This window comes from Mesorhizobium sp. 1B3 (assembly GCF_050958605.1).
Lineage (GTDB): Bacteria > Pseudomonadota > Alphaproteobacteria > Rhizobiales > Rhizobiaceae.
This window is the reverse complement of record NZ_JBJHDO010000001.1, coordinates 944,526-969,279: the sequence shown is the minus strand read 5'-3', so window position 1 is coordinate 969,279 and position 24,754 is coordinate 944,526. Positions and strand designations below refer to the sequence as shown.

General features: G+C 62.6%; 22 protein-coding genes. 12 read left to right on the top strand and 10 right to left on the bottom strand.

Annotated features, from left to right (window positions below; all coding sequences use genetic code 11):
* Window position 1: 1 nt before the first annotated feature.
* The 5 genes from otsB to ACCO56_RS04550 all read right to left on the bottom strand — a co-directional run bounded on the left by otsB (window position 2) and on the right by ACCO56_RS04550 (window position 5,608).
* Entirely contained in the window at window positions 2–793 is a 792-nt protein-coding gene (gene otsB, locus ACCO56_RS04570; protein ID WP_433638039.1) for a trehalose-phosphatase, read from the bottom strand.
* Between the two features lie 64 nt (window positions 794–857).
* On the bottom strand, window positions 858–2,486 hold the full coding sequence (locus ACCO56_RS04565; RefSeq protein ID WP_433638038.1) for an alpha-D-glucose phosphate-specific phosphoglucomutase: 1,629 nt from the start codon (window positions 2,484–2,486) through the stop codon (window positions 858–860).
* A 134-nt stretch (window positions 2,487–2,620) separates the two neighbouring features.
* Window positions 2,621–3,403, bottom strand: a complete 783-nt coding sequence (locus tag ACCO56_RS04560; RefSeq protein WP_433638035.1) for an ATP-binding cassette domain-containing protein — start codon at window positions 3,401–3,403, stop codon at window positions 2,621–2,623.
* Window positions 3,400–4,476, bottom strand: a complete 1,077-nt coding sequence (locus tag ACCO56_RS04555; protein ID WP_433638032.1) for an ABC transporter permease — start codon at window positions 4,474–4,476, stop codon at window positions 3,400–3,402. The genes ACCO56_RS04560 and ACCO56_RS04555 overlap by 4 nt, the downstream gene beginning before the upstream one ends.
* Window positions 4,477–4,576: 100 nt before the next feature.
* Entirely contained in the window at window positions 4,577–5,608 is a 1,032-nt protein-coding gene (locus ACCO56_RS04550; protein WP_433638031.1) for a sugar ABC transporter substrate-binding protein, read from the bottom strand.
* A 287-nt stretch (window positions 5,609–5,895) separates the two neighbouring features.
* Between ACCO56_RS04550 and ACCO56_RS04545 the strand changes: the two genes are divergently transcribed.
* The 3 genes from ACCO56_RS04545 to ACCO56_RS04535 all read left to right on the top strand — a co-directional run bounded on the left by ACCO56_RS04545 (window position 5,896) and on the right by ACCO56_RS04535 (window position 9,434).
* A complete protein-coding gene (locus tag ACCO56_RS04545; protein WP_433638029.1) occupies window positions 5,896–7,122 on the top strand; it encodes an ROK family transcriptional regulator in 1,227 nt (408 codons plus the stop codon).
* A 95-nt stretch (window positions 7,123–7,217) separates the two neighbouring features.
* Window positions 7,218–8,147, top strand: a complete 930-nt coding sequence (locus ACCO56_RS04540) for a carbohydrate kinase family protein (protein WP_433638027.1) — start codon at window positions 7,218–7,220, stop codon at window positions 8,145–8,147.
* 189 nt (window positions 8,148–8,336) lie between these two features.
* Window positions 8,337–9,434: a branched-chain amino acid ABC transporter substrate-binding protein gene (locus ACCO56_RS04535; RefSeq protein WP_433638340.1), complete on the top strand. Its 1,098-nt coding sequence runs from the start codon at window positions 8,337–8,339 to the stop codon at window positions 9,432–9,434.
* 214 nt (window positions 9,435–9,648) lie between these two features.
* Here ACCO56_RS04535 and cysQ read toward each other — a convergent pair whose 3' ends face one another.
* From cysQ to ACCO56_RS04515, 4 genes are all read right to left on the bottom strand, one after another.
* Window positions 9,649–10,479, bottom strand: a complete 831-nt coding sequence (gene cysQ / locus ACCO56_RS04530; protein ID WP_433638024.1) for a 3'(2'),5'-bisphosphate nucleotidase CysQ — start codon at window positions 10,477–10,479, stop codon at window positions 9,649–9,651.
* Window positions 10,442–12,379 (bottom strand): sulfate adenylyltransferase subunit CysN, encoded by a 1,938-nt coding sequence (cysN, locus tag ACCO56_RS04525; protein WP_433638022.1) that lies wholly within the window; start codon window positions 12,377–12,379, stop codon window positions 10,442–10,444. The genes cysQ and cysN overlap by 38 nt, the downstream gene beginning before the upstream one ends.
* Before the next feature lie 2 nt (window positions 12,380–12,381).
* A complete protein-coding gene (gene cysD, locus ACCO56_RS04520; protein WP_433638020.1) occupies window positions 12,382–13,287 on the bottom strand; it encodes a sulfate adenylyltransferase subunit CysD in 906 nt (301 codons plus the stop codon).
* Window positions 13,288–13,462: 175 nt separating this feature from the next.
* Entirely contained in the window at window positions 13,463–14,389 is a 927-nt protein-coding gene (locus tag ACCO56_RS04515) for an NAD-dependent epimerase/dehydratase family protein (protein ID WP_433638018.1), read from the bottom strand.
* A 111-nt stretch (window positions 14,390–14,500) separates the two neighbouring features.
* Here ACCO56_RS04515 and ACCO56_RS04510 point away from each other — a divergent pair, with 111 nt between their 5' ends.
* Window positions 14,501–15,496, top strand: a complete 996-nt coding sequence (locus ACCO56_RS04510; RefSeq protein WP_433638016.1) for a hypothetical protein — start codon at window positions 14,501–14,503, stop codon at window positions 15,494–15,496.
* A 48-nt stretch (window positions 15,497–15,544) separates the two neighbouring features.
* Here the strand turns inward: ACCO56_RS04510 and ACCO56_RS04505 are convergent, their stop codons facing one another.
* Window positions 15,545–15,910, bottom strand: coding sequence for a cupin domain-containing protein (locus ACCO56_RS04505; protein ID WP_433638014.1), 366 nt, complete (start codon window positions 15,908–15,910; stop codon window positions 15,545–15,547).
* Window positions 15,911–16,162: 252 nt separating this feature from the next.
* On the opposite strand from ACCO56_RS04505, the gene ACCO56_RS04500 reads away from it, so the two are divergent.
* From ACCO56_RS04500 to ACCO56_RS04465, 8 genes are all read left to right on the top strand, one after another.
* Window positions 16,163–17,176 carry a BMP family ABC transporter substrate-binding protein gene (locus tag ACCO56_RS04500; RefSeq protein ID WP_433638011.1) on the top strand — a complete coding sequence of 338 codons (1,014 nt, stop codon included), beginning with the start codon at window positions 16,163–16,165 and terminating at the stop codon, window positions 17,174–17,176.
* 172 nt (window positions 17,177–17,348) lie between these two features.
* Window positions 17,349–18,869 carry an ABC transporter ATP-binding protein gene (locus ACCO56_RS04495; RefSeq protein WP_433638008.1) on the top strand — a complete coding sequence of 507 codons (1,521 nt, stop codon included), beginning with the start codon at window positions 17,349–17,351 and terminating at the stop codon, window positions 18,867–18,869.
* Entirely contained in the window at window positions 18,866–19,930 is a 1,065-nt protein-coding gene (locus ACCO56_RS04490; protein ID WP_433638006.1) for an ABC transporter permease, read from the top strand. The genes ACCO56_RS04495 and ACCO56_RS04490 overlap by 4 nt, the downstream gene beginning before the upstream one ends.
* Complete coding sequence (locus ACCO56_RS04485; RefSeq protein ID WP_433638004.1) at window positions 19,923–20,825, top strand: ABC transporter permease; 903 nt, start codon at window positions 19,923–19,925, stop codon at window positions 20,823–20,825. The genes ACCO56_RS04490 and ACCO56_RS04485 overlap by 8 nt, the downstream gene beginning before the upstream one ends.
* Window positions 20,826–20,841: 16 nt before the next feature.
* Window positions 20,842–22,149, top strand: a complete 1,308-nt coding sequence (locus ACCO56_RS04480) for an amidohydrolase family protein (protein WP_433638002.1) — start codon at window positions 20,842–20,844, stop codon at window positions 22,147–22,149.
* 23 nt (window positions 22,150–22,172) lie between these two features.
* Window positions 22,173–23,006 (top strand): purine-nucleoside phosphorylase, encoded by an 834-nt coding sequence (locus ACCO56_RS04475; protein WP_433638000.1) that lies wholly within the window; start codon window positions 22,173–22,175, stop codon window positions 23,004–23,006.
* Between the two features lie 17 nt (window positions 23,007–23,023).
* Entirely contained in the window at window positions 23,024–23,815 is a 792-nt protein-coding gene (locus ACCO56_RS04470; protein ID WP_433637999.1) for an SDR family NAD(P)-dependent oxidoreductase, read from the top strand.
* A gap of 21 nt (window positions 23,816–23,836) precedes the next feature.
* The gene (locus ACCO56_RS04465; protein WP_433637997.1) at window positions 23,837–24,613 is read left to right on the top strand and encodes an SDR family NAD(P)-dependent oxidoreductase; all 777 of its coding nucleotides are present in this window, start codon (window positions 23,837–23,839) and stop codon (window positions 24,611–24,613) included.
* Window positions 24,614–24,754 lie beyond the last annotated feature (141 nt).

Sequence of the window (24,754 nt, the reverse complement as noted above, 5' to 3'; positions counted from 1 at the left end):
CTCAGCTAACGAGTTTCTCGATCCAGCGACGCAATTCGTCCGGCGTTCCAATGTGCCCCTGCGCAGCCGTCGTTGCCGACGGCGGACCGACCCGCAACGAGGCGCCGCCCATGGCATTGACTGTGTCGAACATTTTCTCGTCGGTTATGTCGTCACCGATCGCGAGAGGAGAACGGCTGGAAAAGGGCAAACGTTCCATGAAGAGCCGGACGGCATCCCCCTTGTCGCGGCCGGCAGGCCGTAACTCCACGACAAACTTGCCACACTGCAACGTCCAGCCCGGCACAGACGACGCGATCTCCCTCATCAAGGCATGAACGGGGATCTCCATTTCGGGAGCTTGACGGTAATGCGCGGCTACTGCGAGACCCTTGTCTTCCACCAGGACTCCCGCCCATTTTGCCGCGACATGCCTTAGCCGCTCCTTCGCAGATTCGAGCCGCCGATCCGTTGCGGCAAGCAACGCTGGCCCGCCATGCGAGCTACGGATCTCGGCGCCATGCAGGCCGGCCAGGGAAAAACTGTTTCCGGGAAACAAGCGGTCGACGAAGGCCAACGGACGACCGGTGACCAGCGCCAGAGCCCCACCGAGCAAGATGGACAGCTTGCTCAGATGCGCTTGCAGGCCGGGCGGCACGACGACAGCATCCGGCGCCTCCGCGAGATCGAGCAAGGTCCCGTCGAGATCGAGGAAAAGGCAGTGCCCGTCGAGACGGTCGGGAAGCGAGGAAACGAAAGGGTGAGGGGCGATCGCCGAGAACTGGCGATCCGATACGGTTGATCCGTCTTGCATGCCCCCAACGTAGGATGATTGTCCGGGAGGACAACCCCTCACGTTGGGGCAACAGGTGGAAGCATCAGGTTATGACGCTGGGTTTGGAACGGCCCGTGTGGGCGCGGATGCCTGCTATGGCATCGGCGGCAGCGATCAGATCGCCGAGAGCCTCCTGTGTCTCCAGACGGTGCTGCGCGCGCTCCGGCTCATAGCGTTCGATATAGACACGCAGCGTCGCGCCTGACGTGCCGGTTCCTGAAAGCCTGAACACCACGCGTGAACCGCCGCCGAACAGGATACGAATCCCTTGATTGCGGCTCACCGACTCGTCGACGGGGTCATGGTAGGCAAAGTCGTCGGCGGCCACGATCTTCCTGCCGGAGACCTCGGTTCCTGCCAGATTCGGCAGCTTTGCGCGCAATCCTTCCATCAACCGATTGGCAACCTCGGAATCGATTTCCTCATAATCGTGACGGGAATAATAGTTACGGCCGAACTCTGCCCAATGGCCGGCGACGATCTCCTCGACGCTCTTTCCGCGAGAAGCCAGCACGTTCAACCAGAGCAGCACCGCCCAGAGCCCGTCTTTCTCCCGCACATGGTCGGACCCCGTTCCGGCGCTCTCTTCTCCGCAGATCGTGGCAAGGCCCGCATCCAGAAGATTGCCGAAGAACTTCCAGCCTGTCGGCGTTTCGTACATTCCTATGCCAAGCTTTTCGGCGACACGATCGGCCGCGCAACTCGTCGGCATCGATCTGGCGATCCCTTTGAGCCCTTGCTTGTAGCCGGGTGCGAGATGCGCGTTGGCGGCAAGGATGGCTAGGGAATCCGAGGGAGTGACGAAGATGCCCCTGCCGATGATCAGGTTGCGATCGCCGTCGCCATCGGAAGCGGCGCCGAAGTCAGGCGCGTCCGGCCCCATCATCTCGTCGTAGAGATCCTTGGCGTGTACCAGATTCGGATCGGGATGGTGTCCGCCGAAATCCGGCAAGGGCACGAAATTGCGAGCCGTGCCGTCCGGCGCGCCGAGCCGGTTTTCCAGGATTTCCTTGGCATAGGGCCCGGTCACGGCGTGCATGGCGTCGAAAGCCATGCGGAAGCCGGACCGGAAAAGCGCCCGGATCGCATCGAAATCGAACAGCGTCTCCATGAGAGCGGCGTAGTCGGTCACCGGATCGATCACCTGGACGATCATGTCACCCGCGCGGGTTTCGCCGAGCGTATCGATGTCGATCGCGCCGAGATCGGCTATTCTGAACCGGTCGATCACCTTGCTGCGGGCGAAGATGGCATCGGTGATCTTCTCCGGTGCCGGACCACCATTCCCGATATTGTATTTGATGCCGAAATCCTCGTGCGGACCGCCCGGATTGTGGCTCGCCGAGAGGATGAGGCCGCCGAACGCCTTGTATTTGCGGATGATGTTGGAAGCCGCGGGTGTCGACAGGATGCCACCTCGGCCGACGATCACCCGTCCGAAGCCGTTGCCAGCGGCGAGCGCAATGACTTTCTGAATGACTTCCCGGTTGAAGAAGCGTCCGTCCCCTCCCACGACAAGCGTTTTGCCCTCGAATCCCTCCAGCGAATCGAAGACCGACTGGATGAAGTTCTCGGCATAGTGTTCCTGTTGAAACACCGGCACTTTCTTGCGGAGCCCGGAGGTCCCCGGCTTCTGGTCGTCGTAGGGTGTCGTCGCGACTTCTTTGATCATACGCTCTCTACCTCTGTGAAGCGGTCAGCCATCCGGAAAGGTTGACCATAGCGCGTTCTTGGCAACCCTTTGTGTCAACCTTTTGGGGGATTCGGATCCCGCGCGTTCTGAACTCTGCCTGCCGGTGGCAGCGTTCACGCAGCTTCCATCTCGTGCGGCGGCTCCTTGGCGCCGGTCATGAAAGCCACCGCGTCGGACATTGTGTATCGCTTGGGGTCGATGACGCAGAGGCGTCGGCCGAGGCGGTGAACATGGATACGATCTGCCACCTCGAAGACATGCGGCATGTTGTGAGAGATGAGCACGATGGGCAGACCGCGTTTCTTCACGTCCAGGATCAGTTCGAGGACGCGGCGCGATTCCTTGACGCCCAGCGCCGCCGTGGGCTCGTCCATGATCACCACCTTGGAGCCGAAAGCAGCGGCCCGAGCGACGGCGACGCCCTGGCGCTGGCCGCCCGACAGCGTCTCGACCGCCTGGCCGATGTTCTGGATGGTCATCAGACCCAGTTCGTTCAGCTTCTGGCGAGCGATCTTCTGCATCGCGGTGCGATCGAGGCGCCGGAACAGCGAACCCATCAGGCCGGGCTTGCGCATTTCCCGACCCAGGAACATGTTGTCCGCGATCGACAGCGCAGGCGAAAGTGCAAGGTTCTGATAGACCGTCTCGATGCCGGCAAGGCGCGCCTCCAGCGGCGAACGAAAATTCACCGGCTGGCCGTTGAGTTCGATCGTGCCGGAATCGGGCATTACCGCTCCACATAACGCTTTGATCAGGGTCGACTTGCCTGCGCCGTTGTCGCCGATGACAGCCAGGATCTCGTTCGGCATCAGCTCGAAATCGGCATTGTCGAGCGCCACCACCCGACCGTAGCGCTTGCTGAGTCCTTTCGCGGCGAGAGTGGGAACGCTGCTCATGCCGATATCTTCCTGATCCATTGATCGATGGTGACGGCAAGGATGATCAACAGTCCGACAGTGAATTCCTGCCAGAGAACGTCGACACCGACGAGGGCGAGCCCGTTGCGGAAAACGCCCACGATCAGCGCGCCGACCAGAGTGCCGACCAGCGAGCCTCTGCCCCCGAACAAGGATGTGCCGCCGATGACCACCGCTGTTATCGCATCGAGGTTGGCGTTCTGGCCCGCCAGCGGACTCACCGCGCCAATGCGGCCGATCGTGACCCAGCCTGCGACCGCACAGATGAGGCCGGCCAGCGCATATACGGCGATCAGGGTGCGTTTCGTGTTTATTCCCGCCAGCCGCGCAGCTTCGGGATCGTCTCCCGTGGCATAGACATGCCGACCGAACGGGGTTCGGTTGAGGAGATACCAGACCCCAACAGCGATCAGGATCATCAGGATGGAACCGTAGGTCAGGACCGCGCCGCCACCGATCCGGAGCTTACTGCCCAGCCATTGCAGCCATGGGGCAACGGCAGCGATATCCTGGGACCTGATCGTTTCGGAGCGCGAGACGAAGATGACGAGCGCGCCGTAAATGCTCCAGGTTCCAAGCGTGACGATGAAAGGCGGCAGCCTGACCACGGCCACCAGCAGACCGTTGACCAACCCGCACAGGAAACCGGTGACAAGCCCCAGCAGAAAAGCGATCTCGACCGGAACACCGGCGACGACGGCAAGCCGTCCCATGACGATCGAGGAGAGGATCATGATCGCCCCGACGGACAGGTCGATGCCGGCGGTCAGGATGACGAGGGTCTGGGCAATGCCCAGAACGCCGATGATGGTGACCTGCTGCAAAACGAGCGACAGGTTGAACGGGGCAAAGAAGCGACCACCCGCCGCCACCGAAAAGATCAGGATGCCCACACCGAGCACGATGAAGGGAATTGCTGTCGGATAAGCATGCAGGAATCCCTGGATGCGACGCAGAAGCGACGGAGCGTGCTCCTCGAAGCTGGCGACGGTCTGGCTGCTCCCGACAAGCCCCCTCTCCGCCGTAGCCGATGCGACACCATCATCACTCATACCGATCCTCTCCCAAGGCATGCAGTCGATGGAGGAGCGACGACTTCACGTCGCCCCTCCAAATGAGTCGTCCACTGAGCGGACGCGCCCGAAAAAGGCATCAGCCCCAGCAGAGTTCCTTGCCCTTCGCGCTGTCGATCGACTCCACGCCCGCCACGGGCTTGTCGGTGATCAGGGTCGCGCCTGTGTCGAGGAAGTCGAGCCCCTCGGTCTTGGCGGGTTTTTCGCCGGTCTTGGCGAATTTCTGGATCGCTTCCATCGCCATGGCCGCCATCTTGAGCGGATATTGCTGCGAAGTGGCACCGATGACGCCTGCCTTCACGTTGGCCACGCCCGGGCAACCGCCATCGATCGAGGTAACCAGAACCGAGCCGTCATCCTTGCCGACCGCCTTCAGCGCCTCCCAGGCGCCAGCAGCCGCCGGCTCGTTGATGGTGTAGACGACATTCACGTCTGGGCATTTTTGCAGCAACGTTTCCATCGCGGTGCGTCCGCCATCCTCGGCACCGCCCGTCATTTCGTGGCCGCAGATGCGCGCGTCATCCTCATCGCCGTAGCGTTTGGGATCCTTGATCTCGATGCCGAAACCCTTCATGAAGCCCTGATCGCGCAGGTAATCGACCGTCGGCTGATTGGTGGCGAGATCGAGAAACGCGATCTTGGCATCCGCCGCCTTGTCGCCCAGCGTTGCCTTGGCCCAGGAGCCAATCAATTCGCCGGCCTTGAAATTATCGGTGGCGAAAGTCGCGTCGGCGGCATCGATGGGGTCGAGCGGGGTATCCAGCACGATGACGAGCAGGCCGGCGTCGCGCGCCGCCTTGATCGTCGGGACGATCGCGCTGGAATCGGACGGCACGATCGCGAAACCTTTGGCGCCAGCCGAGATAAGGTTCTCGATCGCGGCTACCTGACTGTCGTTGTCGCCGTCGAATTTCCCGGCGAAGGTACGCAATTCAATTCCAAGCTCCGCCGCCTTTGCCTGCGCGCCCTCCCGCATCTTCACGAAAAAGGGATTTCCTTCAGTCTTGGTGATCAGGCCGACGATGTCGGCCGCCGAACCCGGCGATGCGATCGCCACAAGCGCGGCCGCGGCCGCGCCGAATACGGACAGTCTCAATGAAGACTTGGTCATGACACTCCTCCCAGTGACCCATACGATCGACCCGGAACGCCTCCGCCTCGCACCGATGTCACCCTGACAAAATACCAAGGAAACCTGCGAGTCAATAAATAAATCATTCTTAATTATTATTATTGACACGCCTCCCCCTGCACAGCATTGTTTGCCGAGCCTGGGAGCGCGAGGCATCCATCCCGCGTCTCATCCGAGGCTCATCGCCCTGGATGGACGCGTCGCGCCTTTTCGGCAAAAGCGATCACGGTGATCACGCCGATTCGGCGGGGCTGGGAGGAGGTGCAATGGAAACGGAGAGCCCGAGAAGTGGCTCGGCGCAGCAGCCCGAGAGCCGGTTCCATCGCGGCACCAACCAGAGCGGCATGCGGGACCTCAACGAGCGGCTCGTTCTGTCGCTGGTGCGCCGCAACGGAAGCATGTCCAAGACGGACATTGCCCGCCTCACAGGCCTCTCCGCGCAGACGGTTTCGGTCATCATGCGCGAACTCGAGGAGGAAGGGCTGCTCGTCCGGGGCGAGCCCATCCGCGGCAAGATTGGCCAGCCGTCTGTCCCAATGTCGCTCAATCCGGAAGGAGCATATTTCCTTGGCCTGAAGATCGGCCGCCGCAGTGCAGAGCTTGTGCTGATCGACTTTCTTGGCGCCGTTCGCGCGATGATCCATTTGTCCTACCGCTATCCCGCCCCCCGCGAAACCGTGGAATTCGTCCTGCAGGGCGTATCGAGCATCCGTGCCGGGCTCACCGCGGCACAGGACAAGCGGATCGCCGGCCTCGGCATCGCAATGCCCTTCGAGCTATGGAACTGGGCCGACACCGCCGGCGCGCCGCGGGATGTCATGGACCAGTGGCGACACCGCGATATCCGGGCTGAAATCCAGGCGGAATGTCCGTTTCCGGTCTATCTACAGAACGACGCCACCTCTGCCTGCGGAGCGGAACTGGTCTTCGGCCGCAGCGCCAATCCGCGTGACTTTGTCTATTTCTACATCGGTGCCTTCGCTGGCGGGGGCATCGTACTCAATGGCAGTCTTTACGCCGGCCCCAACGGCAATGCAGGGGCGCTCGGTTCGATGCCGGTGCCCGGACCGATGGGAAAACCTGCGCAGTTGATCGACATCGCGTCGATTGCGATCCTTGAACAGCGACTGAACGCAAGGGGTGCGGAAGCAACACAGCTTTGGACGTCACCCGGGGATTGGGGCAATATCGGCCCGGAACTCGACGCATGGATCGAGGACGCCGGGAGAGCCCTTGCCTATGCGATTGTAGCCGCCTCCTCGGTGATCGATTTCGAGGCCGCCGTGATCGATGGCTGGCTGCCCAAATCGGTCCGAGCGCGGCTCGTCGAAGCGGTTCAGCGGGAGATCGCGGGGATCGACGTCGAAGGGCTCAGGCTTCCCCAGGTGCAGGAGGGAAGCGTCGGACACAACGCCCGCGCGCTCGGTGCTGCCAGCCTGCCGCTTTCCGACCGGTTCCTGCTCGGCGCGGGCGTGGCTTTGAAGGGAGCCTGATCATGCGCTTGCAATCAGCCCGCAACCCGATTGCCGCGATCAAATCCAGATCCTATTGACCCCGTGGGGGCTTACTGGTCCGAGGGAACAGACGCATGATTCTATGCTGCGGTGAAGCGCTGATCGACATGCTGCCGCGTCAGAGCACGCAAGGCGAGCCCGCCTTCGCGCCCTATGCGGGCGGCGCGGTTTTCAATTCCGCGATCGCGCTCGGTCGCCTCGGCATCCCGACGGAATTTTTCTCGGGCCTCTCGTCCGACCTCTTCGGCCAACAGATTCGGGATGTGCTGGAGTCCAGCAATGTGGGGTCTCGCTACGCAGATGTCTCGACGCGGCCGACGACCCTGGCCTTCGTGCGCCTCGTGGACGGGCATGCGACATATACGTTCTACGACGAGGACACGGCCGGCAGGATGTTGACGGAAACGGACCTCCCGATGCTCGGCGACGACATCGAGACCATGCTCTTCGGCGCGATCAGCCTGATCCCGGAGCCCTCGGGGTCCGCTTATGAGGCGCTGATGAGGCGCGAGCACGAAACCCGCGTCACCATGCTCGATCCCAACATCCGCCCGGGCTTCATCTCCGACAAGGAAAAACATCTGGCGCGAATGCGCCGCATGATCGGCATGGCCGATATCGTCAAGCTGTCCGATGACGACCTCGGTTGGTTTGGCGAGACCGGAACCCATGACGAGATCGCCGCCAAATGGCTCGGCCAAGGGCCAAAGCTGGTTATCATCACCAGCGGCGCCAAGGGCGCCGATGGCTATACGAGACGGCGCAAGATCTCCGTAGCGTCGCAAACGGTGGCCGTGGTGGATACGGTCGGCGCGGGCGATACCTTCAACGCCGGCGTGCTTGCCTCTCTCCATGAACAGGGCCTCTTGTCCAAAGACGCGCTTGATGAACTTTCCGGACCGGCCCTGCAGGCTGCGTTGTCGCTGGGCGCGCGAGCTGCGGCTATTACGGTTTCCCGTGCCGGCGCCAATCCGCCCTGGCGACACGAGTTGACTTCAAATTGAACCGACCCCGGGTTGGAATGCGGGTGCGCCTCTCCACCTAAACGGGCAGGCCTATCCGCTTGCCCGCTCTGGTCGATTGCCAAGATGGTGCTCGATGGCCCAAGAGCCGAGACAAGCTTTTCGGATGAATCGAAGGCCACCACATTCCTTAGCCATGGTCGAGGAGGAAAGAACGTGAACACAAGAAAGTTGTTTTCCAGCGTCGTATTTGCGGCTTCGCTGGTCCTTGCTGCATCGGCAGCGAAGGCCGACATCGTCATCGGTCTCGTCGCGCCGCTTACCGGGCCAGTCGCGGCCTATGGTGCTCAGGTCAAGAACGGCGCCGAGGCGGCCGTCGAAACGATCAACAAGAATGGCGGTATCCTCGGCGAGAAGGTCGTGCTGACGCTTGCCGACGATGCGGGCGATCCCAAGCAAGGTGTCTCGGCCGCCAACAAGTTGCTCGGCGAAGACGTGCGCTTCGTCGTCGGACCGGTGACATCCGGCGTGGCCATCCCGGCTTCGGACGTCTTTGCCGAGAACGGCGTTCTGATGGTCACGCCGACAGCGACCGCCCCGGATCTGACCGCCCGCGGTTTGACCAACGTGCTGCGCACCTGCGGCCGCGACGACCAGCAGGCGGAAGTTGCCGCCAACTATGTCCTCAAGAACATGAAGGACAAGCGGATCGCCATCATCGACGACAAGGGCACCTATGGCAAAGGTCTGGCCGACGCCTTCAAGAAGGTGATCAACGATGGCGGCATCAAGGAAGTCCTGAGCCTGTCGCTGACGCCGGGCGAGAAGGACCTGTCGGCGCTCACCACGCGTCTCAAGGCCGAGAACGTCGATCTGATCTATTTCGGCGGCTATCATCCCGAGGGCGGTCTGCTTGCCCGTCAGCTCAACGACATCTCGGTGAAAGCGACGATCATCGGCGGCGAAGGGCTTTCCAACACGGAGTATTGGGCGATCGCCAATGACGCCGCCGCGGGAACGCTGTTCACCAACGCGACCGACGCCCTGAAGAACCCAGCCTCGGCAGAAGCAGTCAAGGTGCTGAACGAAAAGGGCATCCCGCCGGAGGCCTTTACGCTCAATGCCTATGCCGCTGTCGAGGTGCTCAAGGCGGGGATCGAAAAAGCCGGCAGCGCCGAAGACCCTGCAGCCGTTGCAACTGCCCTGAAGTCTGGCGAGCCAGTCGCCACAGCCATCGGCAGCCTGACCTATGGCGAGAGCGGCGACCTGAGCTCGCCGAGTTTCGCCATGTTCAAGTGGGAAAACGGCCAGATCGTCGGCGTGGAATAATACCAAGGGCGTTGATCTTTGATCGGTCGCAAGTGGCCCCTTGCTGTCCTGCCGGACATCTCTCCCCGCGTGTGACGCGGGGAGAGAGACGACGGCCGCTTGGGTTTCGCCAGTCGCCAATGCCTGACGATTGGCGAAAGTCGCGATGACAGCGTCCTTCTCCCCATAAAAAGGATAGAGTGGCCGGCAGGCCGATGAGCGGCAACGCGAGCGGTCAACCCTTATCGCTGCCGGCTGCTATAAAGGACGGGTTGGCATAATCGGCTTCACCGGCCTGCCTGCATTTGCCGTAAGTCAGAGGCTTGCCGTCCAAAGTCCGAGTCGAACCCCCGGCGGCACGCAACACGGCATCGCCAGCCGCCGTGTCCCATTCCATGGTGCGACTGAAGCGCGGATAAAGATCCGCTTCGCCGGCTGCGAGCATGCAGAATTTGAGCGAGGAGCCAACAGATACGAGTTCGACGGTTCCCAGATCGCGGATATAGCGCTCGGTCTCGGGATTGCTGTGCGATCGGCTGGCGACCACCGTCAGGGGTAGCCGACTCTCGCGCACACTGATGGAGCGCCTGGCGACCTCCTCGTAATCCGGAGAAACGATGATCTCCTCGGCCCTGCCCGGCCTGCCGGCGAAGCATTTGCGGCTCGCGGGAGCATAGACCACTCCGATCTCCGGCGCGCCGCCGCGGATAAGCGCGACGTTGACCGTGAAATCGCCGCGACGACCGACGAACTCACGGGTTCCGTCCAGCGGATCGACAAGGAAGAAAGTCTTTCCGGGGTCGCTAGGGCAAAGGCCTTGCGAACTCTCCTCCTCCGCCACGCAGGGAATGCCGGGAAAAGCCCGGCGCAGCCCGTCGAGGATGATCTTCTCGGCCGCGCGGTCCGCCTCTGTCACGGGCGTGGCGTCGCTCTTGCGCTCCACCTCGAAGTCGCAATGAAAGACCGCCATGACGGCGCGGCCCGCAGCCAGCGCCAGGCTCTCCAGAACGGCAAGGATGGCGATATCGTCAGATGCCGCCGCCGGCGTCGTATTGTTGATCGGCACTGTCCCGCTCGCGAAGCCACGTTTCGATGGTCTCTACCATCTCTTCAGGGGATTTGCCGAGTGTGCTCAGGTGGATTTCCGGCTTTTCCGGCGCTTCATAAGGCGAGTCCAGGCCGGTGAAGTTGCGAATCTCGCCGCCGAGCGCACGCGCGTAGAGACCCTTTGGGTCTCGCCTTGCGCATTCCTCGAACGGAGTGTCGACGAATATCTCGATGAACTCGCCTTCGGCCATGCGTTCGCGCGCCATCCTGCGCTCCGCCCGGAACGGCGAGATGAACGAGACCAATACGATCAGCCCGGCATCCGCCATCAGGCGCGCCACCTCGGCGACACGGCGGATATTCTCGACGCGATCCTCTTCGCTGAAGCCGAGATCCCGGTTCAGCCCGTGCCGCACGTTGTCGCCGTCCAGCAGGTAAGTGTGGCGGCCGGCCGCGTGCAGCTTCCTTTCAAGCAGGTTGGCGATGGTCGACTTGCCGGACCCGGACAGGCCGGTGAACCACAATACGGCCGACCGCTGATGCTTGAGGGAAGCGCGAGCCGCCTTGTCGACATCGAGGGCCTGCCAGTGGATGTTCGCGGCGCGGCGCAGCGGACGAAGGATCATGCCGGCGCCTACGGTCGCATTGGTCATGCGATCGATGACGATGAAGGCGCCGGTGTTTCGGTTCTCGCCGAAGCCGTCGAAGACGATAGGCGACTGGAGCGAGATGTCGCATACGCCGACCTCATTCATCTCCAGCGACTTCGATGCCTCATGCGCAAAGCTGTTTACATCGATGCGGTATTTGAGCGCGGTGACCGTTGCGCTGACGTGGTCGGTCTCCGTCCGCAACAGATAGGACCGGCCGGGCAGCATCGGCGTCCCACCGAACCAGACGAGATTGGCCGTGAGCTGATCCGCCACGTGGGGCCGGTCGCCCGGCGCGACAAGCATGTTGCCGCGCGAAACTTCGATCTCGTCCTCGAGCACCAGGGTGACGGCCTGTCCTTCGACAGCGCGCTCCAGATCGCCGCCATGAGCGACGATGCGCTTGACGCGCGATGGCCTTCCCGATTTCGCAACGACGATCTCGTCGCCCCTGGCGATCGAGCCCGACGCGATGGTCCCGGCAAAACCGCGAAAGTCGAGATTGGGACGGTTCACATATTGTACGGGAAAGCGGAACGGCCGTTCCGAAAGCGCTTCGCCGACCGGAACGATTTCGAGGTGTTCGAGCAAAGTCGGGCCGCGATACCAGGCCATCGTCTCCGAGCGGCGCGTGACATTGTCGCCGAAGCGGGCCGACATGGGGATCGCCTCGATCCCATCGAATCCGAGGCCCGAGGCGAATGCCAGATAGTCTTCGCGGATTCGCTCGAATACGCGGCGATCGAAACCCACGAGATCGATCTTGTTGACCGCCAGCACGATACGACGGATGCCGAGTAGCGAGGCAATGATCGAATGGCGGCGCGTCTGGCGCAGGATGCCTTGACGCGCATCGACCAGCACGACGGCTACATCAGCCGTCGAAGCGCCCGTCGCCATGTTGCGCGTGTATTGCTCGTGGCCCGGCGTATCGGCGACGATGAACTTGCGCTTGGGCGTGGCGAAAAAGCGGTAAGCGACGTCGATCGTGATCCCTTGTTCGCGCTCCGCCTCCAGCCCGTCCACCAGCAGGGCGAAGTCTATATCCGCACCTGTGGTGCCATGCTTGCGGGAATCCCGCTCCAACGCCGCGAGCTGGTCCTCGAAAATCAATTTGGTGTCATAGAGAAGCCGGCCGATCAGCGTCGACTTGCCGTCATCCACCGAGCCGCAAGTGAGGAAGCGCAAGAGCGACTTCTGTTCCTGGGCCGCCAGGTAGTCGCGGATGTCATCGACCTCAGCGATATCCCTTGCCAAGATATGCTGCATGGTCAGAAATACCCTTCCCGTTTCTTCTTTTCCATCGAGCCGGCCTCATCCCGATCGATCAGCCTGCCCTGACGCTCGGAGGTGCGGGCGGTGAGCATCTCAGCGACGATGCCTTCCAGACTGTCAGCAGTGGAATCGATCGCGCCGGTGAGCGGATAGCATCCCAAGGTGCGGAATCGGACGAGCCGGTTCTCGACCACCTCGCCCGGTTTCAGCTTGATCCGGTCATCGTCGACCAGGATCAGCATGCCGCCGCGCTCCACCACCGGGCGCTTCTTGGCGAAATAAAGCGGTACGATCGGAATGTCTTCCTGGAGGATGTATTGCCAGATGTCGAGTTCGGTCCAGTTCGAAAGCGGAAACACACGGATCGATTCCGCCGGCGAAATGCGCGTGTTGTAGATCTTCCACATTTCCGGACGCTGGTTCTTGGGATCCCAGGCGTGCTGCGCGTTCCGGAAGGAGAAGATGCGCTCCTTGGCCCGCGACTTTTCCTCGTCGCGGCGTGCGCCCCCGAAGGCCGCATCGAAGCGGTATTTGTCGAGCGCTTGCCTGAGCGCCACGGTCTTCATGACATAAGTATGGGTGTTCGAACCATGGTCGAAGGGATTGATGTTCTCCCTCACCCCATCTTCGTTGGTGTGGACGAGGAGATCGAAGCCGAGCTTCGCGGCCATCGCATCGCGAAATTCGATCATCTCGCGGAACTTCCACGTCGTGTCGACATGCAGGAACGGAAATGGCGGCTTCGCCGGATAGAAGGCCTTCATCGCCAGATGAAGAAGAACCGAGGAGTCCTTCCCCACGGAGTAAAGCATTACCGGTCTTGTGAAAGTTGCGGCAACTTCCCTGAAGATATGGATCGCCTCGGCCTCAAGTCGGTCGAGATGCGAGAGCTTGGCGAGCATTGGGGCACTTTCATCCGAACGAACGGCGGAACACCGATCGGAACATCCTGTGATCGCACCCGACAAGATTTCGCTCAAGGAGAGCGCGTCCAATGTTGTTGCCGCGCGCGGAGGAATTTTGCGCTCCGGCACCAAATCATAAAATGCGGTTTCGAAAAGGCTCTTGCCGCCTACGTCAGGCGCCGGAGGCCACGGCACGCAGCGCCTTCGCGGCGGATATCGGCGGTGCCCAGCCCAGGCGGGCGGCGAGCTCGGAACCGTCGACGACACATTCCTCGAACATGCGCTCCACGGCGTCTCGCGAAAGCGCGGTGCTTGCCGCCAATCGCAGCAAGCTGGACGGCAGCGGAAATGCATATGTTCGATGGCCAAGTGCCTCACCGATCCGCTTGAACAGCTCGCCATAGGTGAGGTCGAGCCCCTCGCCGGCAGGCAGGCGATAGCTGCCGCGATCGTTCGGCTCATCGGCGGCTGCAGCAAACAGATCTGCAAGGTTGGCGACATAGATCAGGCTGCGGCGATTGCTGAGCGAGCCGAGCGGCAAGGGTATCCTATGACGGGCGGCGCGGATCAGCAGCCCCAGAAGACCCGCACGGTCGGCGCCGTAGACGAAGGGCGGGCGAAGGACGGACAAGGTCGGGCCGTCCGACGGAATTTCCGCCTCGATAGCGGCTTCGGCCGCCAGCTTCGATCGACCATACGCGTCCGCCGGTGAAGGCTCGGTGGTGGCGTCGATACGACCCTGATGGCCATAGACGCGGATCGTGCTGGCATAAACAAAGCGGCCGACGCCGGCGGCCGACGCGACCCGGGCAAGCATGGCCGTGGCTTCGGCATTGGCGCGCATCATCTCGTCTTCAGTGCCGCGCCCCGGATTTCCCGCGAGATGGACGACGACATCGGCGCCGTCGAGAAGCCGGTCCCAGCCAACCGGCTCGGTGAGGTCGCCTTGGACCCATTCCACGCCGCCCGCCGACGACCCGCCATGCGAACGAGAAACGGCACGGACTTCGAAGCCACGACGGCTAAGCGCGGCGAGCGTTGCACGTCCGACAAAGCCGCTTGCCCCAGTCAGAAGGATTTTCTTCGGTTTCGCGCTCATCGAGATTCGCCTTGCCGCGCAGACCTTGCCTCCGCGCCGCGAAGCTGTGAAGGGAATAAATGGGATACGCACCGCGTGCTATCCTTCACCGCCACTGCCCACGAGTGCTGAATGCCTGAAACGATCTTCTCCTTCATGCTGGGTTTCGGCCTTGGCCTGGCGGCACTTTTCCTTGTCCTGCGGACATTCTCCGGCTTTGCCGCAGCCGATCCCAACGAACGCTCCAACCACGAACGACCGACCCCGCAGATCGGAGGTCTGGCCCTGGTGCCTCTCTTTGTCTTGGCCATGGTCGGCTTCCGTTTGGCCGGGGAGCCGCTGCCTGTGTTCTCGGACTGGAGCTTCCTCAGCGCAGTGCTGCTCCTTTTCATCACGGGCATCATCGATGATCGGCGGGTGCTCGGTCCCCTGCCAAAACTCGCGGCCCAGTTTATCGCGGCCGGGCTTGCAATGGTCGCTCTTCGAGATGTGCCGGCAACCTTTCCCTGGCCTAATGTCTTCGCCACGGTGGCCGCCTTCCTCGTCCTGGTCGCGATCTCGAACCTTGCAAATTTCCTCGACGGGCTGGATCTCATGGCGGTTGCGACGATCGGTCTGCCGAGCCTCTTCTTTGCCCTGCTCGCAGCGACGGGGGCGATAGGAATGGCTTTCGGTCCGGCGGGTGCAATAACAGCCGGACTGTTTCTTGCTTTCGTCTTCTTCAACCGCCCGCCGGCGAAAGCCTTTCTCGGCGATTCCGGCAGCCTGCCCTTCGGCCTCGTGCTCGGCACCATGACGGTGGTCGTCGCGTGCCAAACTAGCCCGCTCGCGGCACTGCTCCTATGCGCCTATATGCTCTGCGACGGACTTGTGACGATCGCGAGAAGAACGCTGAAGGGAGAAAACATTCTCCATGCCCATTCGGCTCATGTCTATCAGCGTGCCTTTCGCGCCGGCCGACCTGTTCTCACGGTGATAGCCGCAACGGTGTTTCTTGGAACTGTTTCCGGGCTGCTGATGCTCGCGACGGCAGGCATGGGCGTCGGCTGGCAGGCGACCGCCGCGATTTCAGTTTTTGTGCTGTGGTGGCTGCTCGCGGCCTGGCTGACGCGCGACCTTCGCGCCTGAGCAGTTTTGTCGGAAAACCGTTGGACACTTTTCCGAACCTGCTTAGGGCTATTCGAGGCTGACGTAGCTGCCTGGACGAAAGCGCGGCACGCAAAGACAGTAGAATTCGAGATCGGTCTCGCCGGTATTGGTAATGCGCTGTGCAGTGTCGGCGGGAATCACCGCTTGATCTCCCACGTCAAGAAGCTGGGCGATACCGTCAACCTCGACGACCCCCTTTCCCTTACGCACGATGTAGCGCTCGGAAATACCGACGAGCTTGTGAAGCTGGGTGGTGACCCCGGGTTCAACCCTGGCTACGGCGAGGGAGGCATCCGGCGAGGCCGGATCGTTGAGGAGTTCCGTTATGTAGCAGCGCTCCTCCGTCCAGAACTCCTTGCTTCCGGCATTGCCGACGAACCATTCTGGCGCCATTCCCGCTTTCTCCGACAAATATCAATCGCCTTGACAAATGTTAGGTTTCGCCCTGTTATCTGTCAAACGCTAGGGAATGGGGTTGCGCTCACCGGCCGGCGAACCAGGAAACAGAAAGGTGCGGGAACCGCCTTTCTCCTCGCTTCACGCCTGAGCCTTCTTCGATCTATGGTAGGGGCGAAGCTGATCGGCCGGTCATGCGCGGTCGTATCGGAGCGACCCGATTTGGGCAGGATCAATGGGAGACGGACCATGAAACTCTGGAAGACCTGGCTCGCAGCAGGCATGCTGGGCGCCGCAATGCTGACGTCGGCCGGCGCGAACGCCGCTGACCAGCTTTTCGTCTATGTTTCTCCCGACGCCATCGGCGTCAACGCCTTCCTTCAGATGGGCAAGGCGGGCATCGAGGCGGCAGGCAAGCAATACGGTGCGGACGTCAAGACTTACGAAAGCAAGACCGCGGCCGACCGGCTCGAGAATGTGAACGCCGCCGTCAACGAGGGCGCCAACGTCGTGGTGCTGCTCGGCTTCGAATTCAATGACATCGTCAAGCAGATCGCTCCGACGGCCCCGGACACGCAGTTTCTGATCGTCGACCAATGTGTCGACGACCGTCCGGACAATGTCCATTGCGCCGTGTTCCGCGAGCATGAGGCGAGCTATCTGATGGGTGTGGCCGCAGGTATGCTGACCAAGTCCAAGAAGGTCGGTGTCGTCGGCGCACTCGATATCCCCTTCCTGCACCGCTACACCGACGGTTATGCCCAGGGCGTGAAGTCGGTGAACCCCGACGCCACCGTCGATGTGCGCTGGGTCGGCGGTGAAAACCCGTTTGCCGATCCTGTACGTGCCAAGGAGCAAGCAGTGGCGATGCATTCGGCCGGCTCTGACCTGATCTTTACCGCCACGGCGGGCGGCGATTTCGGAGTGTTCGAGGCGGCCAAGGAGGGCAACTTCCAGGTCTTCTCGGTGGACGTCAATCATTGCCCCGAATTGCCTGGCAAGATGGTCGACATCACGATGAAGCGGGTGGACACCGCCATGGTCCAGGCGATCGGCAAGATCCTGGAGGGCGAGAAGAAGACGACAGCCTCGCTCGGTCTCAAGGAAGGTGGCATGGGGGCCATGGCGCTGGACGAGGCCGCGCTCGCCGACAGCAAATGCGTGGTCGCCGATCATCCGGAGGTCGTCGAGAAGATGCGTAGCGTTGCGGCCAGCATTATCGACGGGTCCTTGAAACTCGAAGACCCGATGTTCGCCAAGTGATTTTGGCTCGCGCCCGCCCACCCCGGCATCGGCCCGAAAATCGGAAACGATTTTCGGAAACCACGATGCGCGGATTGGGCGATAGGACCTCCTATGCGCGTCCGAGTGGACGCGCGGCGCTCTAAGGCCGGCTGCCATGTATCCGTCCTGTCGGTTCAAGTAGGTTCCGCCGATGCATGTCGAACTTTCCGGCATCACGGTGCGTTTCGGCGCGCTGACCGCCGTCGAAGGCGTCTCGCTGACCATCGAAGCTGGAGAAATCCACGCCGTGGTCGGCGAGAACGGCGCTGGCAAGTCCACGCTGATGAATGTGCTGTTCGGCCTGGTCAGGCCCGATGAAGGCACGGTCAAGCTCGATGGCAAGGAGCAACGCTGGGCTTCCCCGCAGGATGCCATTCGGCACGGGCTTGGCATGGTGCACCAGCATTTCATGCTGCAGGAATCCATGACCGTGCTGGAGAACATCGTTCTCTGCTCCGAGCCGGTCGGGCGTTTCGGTTTCGTCGACTTCACCGCCGCCCGCTGCCGCATGGCCGAGGGCGTCGCCCAGCATGGCATACGGATCGACCTCGATACGAAGGTCAGTCAACTCTCCGTGGGGGAAAGACAGGTCGTCGAGATCCTGAAGGTCCTCTACCGCAACGCGGAACTGCTCATCCTCGACGAGCCGACCGCAGTGCTCACGCCGCTCGAAAAGGATCGGCTCTTTACCATCCTGCGGAGCTTCCGTGCCGACGGCAAAGCGATCGTACTCATCACCCATAAGCTGGATGAAGTGATGGAAATCGCCGATCGCGTGAGCGTGATGCGCGGCGGCCGGCTGATCAAATCGGGTCCGCTGGCCGAGACGTCGAAGGACGAGATCGCCCGTGGCATTATCGGCGGCGAGATCCCCAAGCTGCGCGAACGCAAGGTGCAGGCCCCCGGAAAAGTCGTACTTTCCGTGAGGGATCTGACCATCGCCTCGCGCGGCAGCACGGTGGGGACCCTCACCTTCTCGGTCAGTGCCGGCGAAATCGTCGGCATCGCGGGTGTCAGCGGCAACGGACAGGCCGAGCTCATCCAGGCATTGACGGGGCTGAAGCCCGCAACCTCCGGCGAGATCGTGCTGGCCGGCAAGAGCATCGCTGCCCTCGACGTCCGTGACAGGCGGGCCGCCGGAATGAGCTATATTCCGGAGGATCGACAGCGTGTCGGCCTGGCGCTTGGCGCAACGGTGAGCGAGAACGCCAATGCGGGGCGCGACAATCGCATGGCTTTCGCCAAGGGACCGTTCCTCAGGCGCACGGCGATGGCCGATTTCGCCCGTTCGCTGATCGAACGCTATCGCATCCGTGTCGGCGGCCCCTCGGCCCGCGCATCCACCATGTCCGGCGGCAACAAGCAGAAACTCGTCGTCGGGCGCGAGCTCGCCCGCAACACTCCGCTGGTGATCGCCGAGAATCCGACTTGGGGCGTCGACATCGGTGCGATCGACTTCATCCATGGCGAGCTGATGCGCATGCGTGACGAAGGCCACGCCGTTCTGGTCGTCTCCACGGAACTCGACGAGATCATCGCGCTCTCGGACCGCGTGCTGGTGATGTATGGCGGGCGGATCGCCGGCGAAGTCGGCGGCGGCGAAGCGAGCCGCGACCGCATCGGCAATCTCATGACCTCGCGCGCCGACACCACTCTCCCGGAGGTCGCATGAGACCGACCAACGACGGTTTCTTCGCCCGGGAGATCCTGCCCTGGCTCGGTGTCGTCGCTTCGATTGGGGCGATCTTCTTCCTCCTTATGGCTCTCGACGGCGCCCCGTTCGGCGAGGCCATAAGGGGCTTCTTCGATGGTGCGTTCGGCGGCCGGCGTTTCGCCTATCTGATGGCGACGCTCTCGCGCGCCACCCTCATTGTCGGCATGGCGATCTCGGTGATGCTGAGCTTCCGTGCCGGTCTGTTCAACATCGGCGGTGAAGGACAACTCGTCGCCGGCGGGCTCGTCGCCGCACTGGTGGCGATCGCGCTTCCTGGTCCGCCGCTTTTCGTTCTGGTCGTTTCGATAGGCGCCGCCATGCTCGCCGGCGCACTTTGGGCCCTGCTTGCCGGCGTGCTGCAGCTCTATCTTGGCGTGCCGCTGCTGGTCGGCTCGCTGCTGCTCAACTATCCGATACGCTATATCGCGTCCTATCTGGTCGCTCATCCGTACCGGGACGTGGAATCCGGAATGGTCCAGTCGCATCTGGTGCCGCAGACGACATGGCTGCCCTATTTTCCCGGCACGCGCCTCGACATCGGTATTCTGTTCATCGTCGCCGCCGCCATCTTCGCCATCGTCTACAGCCGTTCCACGGTCCATGGCTATCATGCCCGCATGAACGGGCTTTCGGCGGATTTTGCTCGTGCCGTGGGCTTGCCGGTGGGCAAGCTAGCCTTGCAGACCCTGATGATGAGCGGCGCCATCGCCGGGCTCGTCGGGGCAATCGCCGTCTTCGGCATCCACCACCGCTACATCGACGGAATGCTGGTTCAGCCGCTTTACGCCTGGACGGGCATCATCGCCGTGCTGCTTGTCGGGATGATCCCCTGGCTCGTACCACTTTCTGGCTTCTTCTTCGCTGCGCTCCAGACAGGCGCGGCCGGCATGGAACGAGCGGCTGGCGTGCCCAAGGAGATCGCGTTGGTCATGCAGGCCGTCATCATCCTGTTCGTCGCGAGCCGGGTCTCCGGTGCACTGCTTGCGTCCTCGAAGAGCAAGGGATCGGACGGTGATTGAGCTTCTTTTCGATCCTTCCTTCGCCGCGTCCGTCCCGCGTTTCGTCACGCCCATCCTGCTCGCCGCCCTTGGCGGAGCGCTTTGCGAACGTGCCGGTGTCTTCAACATCGCGCTCGAAGGCTTCATGCTGACCGGCGCCTTTGCGGCGGTGCTCGGCGCCTATTTTGCGGGATTCCCCTATATCGGAGCCTTCGCGGCCATCATCGCCGGCATCGCCATGGGGCTGATCTTCGCCGAGTTCAATCTGCGGCGCGGCGGCGATCCGATCGTGGTGTCGATAGCGATCAACATATTGGCGGCGGGCCTGACCACCTATCTGTTGCGGGCAATCTTCGACGTGACCGGCGCCTTCAGCGATCCCGGCATCGCCGGGTTCAGACCGATCGACATCCCGGGGGTCGGCACGATCCCGTTTTTTGGAAGATTGCTTAGCGGTCAATCCATCCTGTTCTATGTCGCGCTGGCAGCGGTTCCGGCACTACATTATTTCTTCGCCCGCCATCGGCTCGGTCTGCGCATCCGTGCTGCGGGCGAGAACCCGGCGGCCCTGCAGTCCGGCGGCGTGAGCCCGCGCCGCGTCCAGCTTCTGGCACTGATCGGCTGCGGAGCTCTGTGTGGCCTGGCCGGTGCGCAGCTCTCCATCGCCAACGTCAATCTCTTCGTCGAGAACATGAGCGCCGGACGTGGCTGGATCGCGGTTGTCGCCGTGCTCCTCACGCGCGGCCGGCCGCTGCCGCTTTTTGTGATCGCTATGATTTTCGGAGTGGTGGACAGCCTGTCTTTCCGCGTTCAGGGTCTTGGACTGCCACAGCAGTTCACCGACATGATGCCCTATCTGGCGACGCTCGTCGTGCTGGTCGGCCTGTCCTGGTGGCGCCGGAAGAAGATGGCTTGACGGGAGGAGGCATGTCATGAGCGATCTGGTCATTCGCAATGCGACCGTCGTGACCTGCGACAATTCCGGCACCGTCATTCACGATGGCGGCGTCGCGGTCGAAAACGGCCGCATCACGCAGGTCGCACCGTCGGCCGAACTGCCCGGCGACGCAAAGCAGGTCGTCGATGCCTCCGGCCATATTTTGATGCCCGGCATCGTCAACACGCATTGCCATGCGGCCGACAGCCTGTTCCGCGGCCTCGTCGAAAACCTGCCGCTCGAGCCCTGGCTTCAAACCGTCTGGAAGGCGGAGGGCGCAATCCTCAACCCCGAGACCTCCTATCTCGGTAGCGTGCTCGGTTTCGCGGAGTTGCTTCTGTCCGGCGTCACCACCGTCATGGACATGTTCTGGTATCCCGGCGAAACCGTGAAAGCGGCACGCACGCTTGGCATGCGCGTCGCCACGGGCGGCATCTTCTTCGACCCGCCCGGCGTGACCGGCGACGATCTCGCCGGCAGGATCGCGAAGGCAGAGCGTTTCTTCGAGGAGTTCGGCGACGCGGAAGACGTATTCCCGACCATCATGCCACACGGCACCTACACCGTCGCGCCAGACAATCTGAAGGCGGCCAAGGCGATCGCGGAGCGGCACGGCGCGCTGTTCAGCACGCATGCCGCCGAGACGAAGGCAGAACAGGCCGACGTGACTGGCCGCTATGGCCGCTCCGTCATTCGGCACCTCGATCATCTGGGGCTGCTCGATCGCCGAACCGTGCTCGCCCATTGCGTCCACCTGGACGGCGAGGAGATCGAGATCCTGGCGCGCAGCGGCGCATCCGTCGCCCACAATCCGATGTCCAATCTCAAGCTCGCCTCCGGCGTGGCGCGCGTCCCGGACATGCTGGCGGCCGGCGTCAACATCACGCTCGGCACGGATGGCGCGATCAGCGGCAACGACCTCGACATGTGGATGGCGCTGCGCCTTGCCGCGACCTTGCACAAGGGCGTCACCGGCCGCGCCGATGTGATCTCGACCGGCGAGGCACTTTCCATGCTCACCCGCAACGGTGCCGCCGCTCTCGACGCCTCCGACCGGATCGGCAGCATCGAGAGCGGCAAGTTCGCCGACATGATCCTGATCGACATCAAGCGGCCGCACGCCGTGCCCGTCTTCGATCCGGTCACGCATATCGTCTATTCGACCGCCAAGTCGGATGTCCGTCACGTCTTCGTTGGCGGGCAGCAGGTCGTCCGCGACGGGGTGCTGACCCGTCACGACGTCGGGGATACCATCGAAGCCGTCGAGCGGCTCGCTCCGAAAATCGCCGCCAGCATCGCCTGAGGGCACAAGTGAAGGAAAATCCGATGTCAGAAAGCCAGCTCGCGCGCCTCAATCGCGCCCATTCCTCAATCCGTGGAAGAGCAGGCGCGCCCTGTGAGGTCGCTATCATGCTGGGTTCCGGGCTCGGGCAGCTTGCCGACGCAGTGAGCGATGCAATCGCCATTCCTTACGCCGAAATCGACGGCTTTCCCGTTTCGACCGCTCCCGGGCACAAAGGCCAGCTCGTCATTGGCGAGTTGTTCGGCCGGCGCGTCGTGATGATGCAAGGCAGGCTCCATCTCTATGAGGGCTGGACACCTCGTGACATCGCTCTCCCGGTCTACCTCCTGAAGCGATTGGGCAGTCGTACGCTTCTGGTGACCAATGCGGCGGGCGGCCTCAATGCCGCCTACGCGCCGGGCGACGTCATGCTCATCGAGGACCACCTCAATTTCACCGGTGTAAGCCCGCTCGTCGGTCCCAATGACGATGCCATCGGACTGCGCTTCCCCGACATGTCGCGCGCCTATGATCCAGATTTGCTGAAGCTGGCGGTCGAAGCCGCCGAGCGCGCCGGGGTTACCGTTCAGCGCGGCATCTACACGGGCGTTCTCGGCCCGGCGCTCGAGACGTCCGCGGAGCGCCGCTTCTTCCGCGCCAGCGGCGGGGATGCCGTCGGCATGTCGACCGTCACCGAAGTCGTGGCTTCGGCGCATGCGGCCCTTCCAGTCATCGGCATTTCCGCGATTACCAACGCGGCGACAGGCGGTCCCGACCAGCAGCCGGACACGATCGAAGAGGTCTTTGCCAATGCGGCCGTTTGCGGTCGCAAGATCGAGGCTATCCTGCGCGAATTGCTGCCGGCGCTGCCGGCCTGAGACAATAGGAAAAAATCATGACTTCAGTTCCACCCGTCAGCCGTCTTCTCGATCTCTCCGGCCGCACCGTCATCGTGACTGGTGCGAGCGGAGGCATCGGTTCCGGCATTGCACGGCGCATGGCCGAGGCCGGCGCCGATGTCGTATGCCATTACAACGGCAACCGTAGCGGTGCCGACGCCGTGGTCGCCGATATCGAGCGGAAAGGCGGCAAGGCTGTCGCAGCCCAGGCCGACATCGCGACCGCCCCCGGCGTCGCAGCCCTTCTCGATCAGACGCTCAACGCGTTCGGCCGTGTTCATGCGGTGGTCAACAATGCCGGTCATCAGCCGGTCGAGGCACTGATCGATATTTCCGAAGAAAGCTGGACCAAGATGATGGCGGTCAATGCCGGCGGTCCGTTTCTGTTGACGCGGGCCTTCGCCGAGCATGTCAGGGTTTCAAAGACGGGAGGCGGCTCGGTCGTCAACATTGCTTCGATCGAAGGCCACAATCCTGCGCCCGGGCACGGCCATTACGCAACTTCGAAGGCCGCGTTGCTGATGTTCACCAAGGCGGCGGCGCTGGAATTCGGCAGCCTCGGCATCCGCGTCAACGCGATCTGTCCCGGCCTCATCCATCGCGACGGCATCGAGCAAGGCTGGCCGGAGGGCGTCGGTCGCTGGAAAAAGGCCGCGCCGCTCGGCCGGCTGGGCCAGCCCGATGATATCGCCGACGCGGCCCTCTTCCTCACATCAGACGCGGCGCGCTGGATCACGGGTGCCGATCTCGTCGTCGATGGCGGCGTCTCGACGCATCCGACATGGTGAATTGAAAGTACGAAAGGTGAAATGATGAAAACGCTTCAGGACAGGGTGATCGCCGTGACCGGCGGGGCCGGCGGCATTGCGCGCGGCATAGCCGAGGCGATCCTCGAGGCCGGCGGCAAGGTCGGGTTGCTCGATCTCCCGGGCACGAAGCTTACCGAAGCAGCAGCAGCCCTCGATCCTGGCGGCGACAAGGTCGTTGCAATCCCGGCGGACGTGACTGACCCCGCAAGTCTCGACTTGGCCTTCACCCAGCTTGCCGACAAATTCGGACGATTCGACGGATTGGTGAACAATGCCGGCGTGGTTCGGCTCGGACCGGCGGAGGGCGCTACCCCGACCAATCTCGACCTGGAATTTGCCGTCAATGTAAAGGGCGTGATGCTCGCCTCCCAGGCTGCGGCCCGGCAGTTCGGCGACAAGGGCGGTACCATCGTCAACATCGCATCGAACGCCGGCAAGGTCGGCTACCGCAACATGGCCGGCTACAATGCTTCGAAGGCTGCGGTCATCAACTTGACCCGCTCTCTATCGCTCGAATGGGCCGACAAGAAGATCAACGTCAATGCCGTTTGCCCGGGCGGCGTCGCGACGGACATGCTGAAGACCGTCGCAGACTTCATCACCGGCGGCGACGCGGTGGAATCCGAGAAGATGATGAAGAACATGGTTCCCCACCAGCTCGGCCGCCATATCCTGCCGATCGAGGTCGGCCGCGTGATCGTCTTCCTGCTTTCGGACGCAGCCCAGATCATCCGCGGCCAATCGATCAGCGTGGATGGCGGCGACACGCCGTTCTGAGACATCAGTCCGAAATCAGCCACCAGAATTTTGAAGACAGCCCCGCCGTTTCCGGCGGGGCTGTTCTTTTGGAACGGCCGCGCGGAAGTGGTCTCTCGGGACGATTGCCACGCCGCGCGATCCTGCTGGACGGCCTTGACC

Coding starts and splice junctions, on each gene's coding strand:
- otsB (WP_433638039.1), bottom strand. CDS start 793: ATGCAAGACGGATCAACCGTATCGGATCGCCAGTTCTCGGCGATCGCC.
- ACCO56_RS04565 (WP_433638038.1), bottom strand. CDS start 2,486: ATGATCAAAGAAGTCGCGACGACACCCTACGACGACCAGAAGCCGGGG.
- ACCO56_RS04560 (WP_433638035.1), bottom strand. CDS start 3,403: ATGAGCAGCGTTCCCACTCTCGCCGCGAAAGGACTCAGCAAGCGCTAC.
- ACCO56_RS04555 (WP_433638032.1), bottom strand. CDS start 4,476: ATGAGTGATGATGGTGTCGCATCGGCTACGGCGGAGAGGGGGCTTGTC.
- ACCO56_RS04550 (WP_433638031.1), bottom strand. CDS start 5,608: ATGACCAAGTCTTCATTGAGACTGTCCGTATTCGGCGCGGCCGCGGCC.
- ACCO56_RS04545 (WP_433638029.1), top strand. CDS start 5,896: ATGGAAACGGAGAGCCCGAGAAGTGGCTCGGCGCAGCAGCCCGAGAGC.
- ACCO56_RS04540 (WP_433638027.1), top strand. CDS start 7,218: ATGATTCTATGCTGCGGTGAAGCGCTGATCGACATGCTGCCGCGTCAG.
- cysN (WP_433638022.1), bottom strand. CDS start 12,379: ATGCAGCATATCTTGGCAAGGGATATCGCTGAGGTCGATGACATCCGC.
- cysD (WP_433638020.1), bottom strand. CDS start 13,287: ATGCTCGCCAAGCTCTCGCATCTCGACCGACTTGAGGCCGAGGCGATC.
- ACCO56_RS04515 (WP_433638018.1), bottom strand. CDS start 14,389: ATGAGCGCGAAACCGAAGAAAATCCTTCTGACTGGGGCAAGCGGCTTT.
- ACCO56_RS04510 (WP_433638016.1), top strand. CDS start 14,501: ATGCCTGAAACGATCTTCTCCTTCATGCTGGGTTTCGGCCTTGGCCTG.
- ACCO56_RS04505 (WP_433638014.1), bottom strand. CDS start 15,910: ATGGCGCCAGAATGGTTCGTCGGCAATGCCGGAAGCAAGGAGTTCTGG.
- ACCO56_RS04500 (WP_433638011.1), top strand. CDS start 16,163: ATGAAACTCTGGAAGACCTGGCTCGCAGCAGGCATGCTGGGCGCCGCA.
- ACCO56_RS04495 (WP_433638008.1), top strand. CDS start 17,349: ATGCATGTCGAACTTTCCGGCATCACGGTGCGTTTCGGCGCGCTGACC.
- ACCO56_RS04490 (WP_433638006.1), top strand. CDS start 18,866: ATGAGACCGACCAACGACGGTTTCTTCGCCCGGGAGATCCTGCCCTGG.
- ACCO56_RS04480 (WP_433638002.1), top strand. CDS start 20,842: ATGAGCGATCTGGTCATTCGCAATGCGACCGTCGTGACCTGCGACAAT.
- ACCO56_RS04475 (WP_433638000.1), top strand. CDS start 22,173: ATGTCAGAAAGCCAGCTCGCGCGCCTCAATCGCGCCCATTCCTCAATC.
- ACCO56_RS04470 (WP_433637999.1), top strand. CDS start 23,024: ATGACTTCAGTTCCACCCGTCAGCCGTCTTCTCGATCTCTCCGGCCGC.
- ACCO56_RS04465 (WP_433637997.1), top strand. CDS start 23,837: ATGATGAAAACGCTTCAGGACAGGGTGATCGCCGTGACCGGCGGGGCC.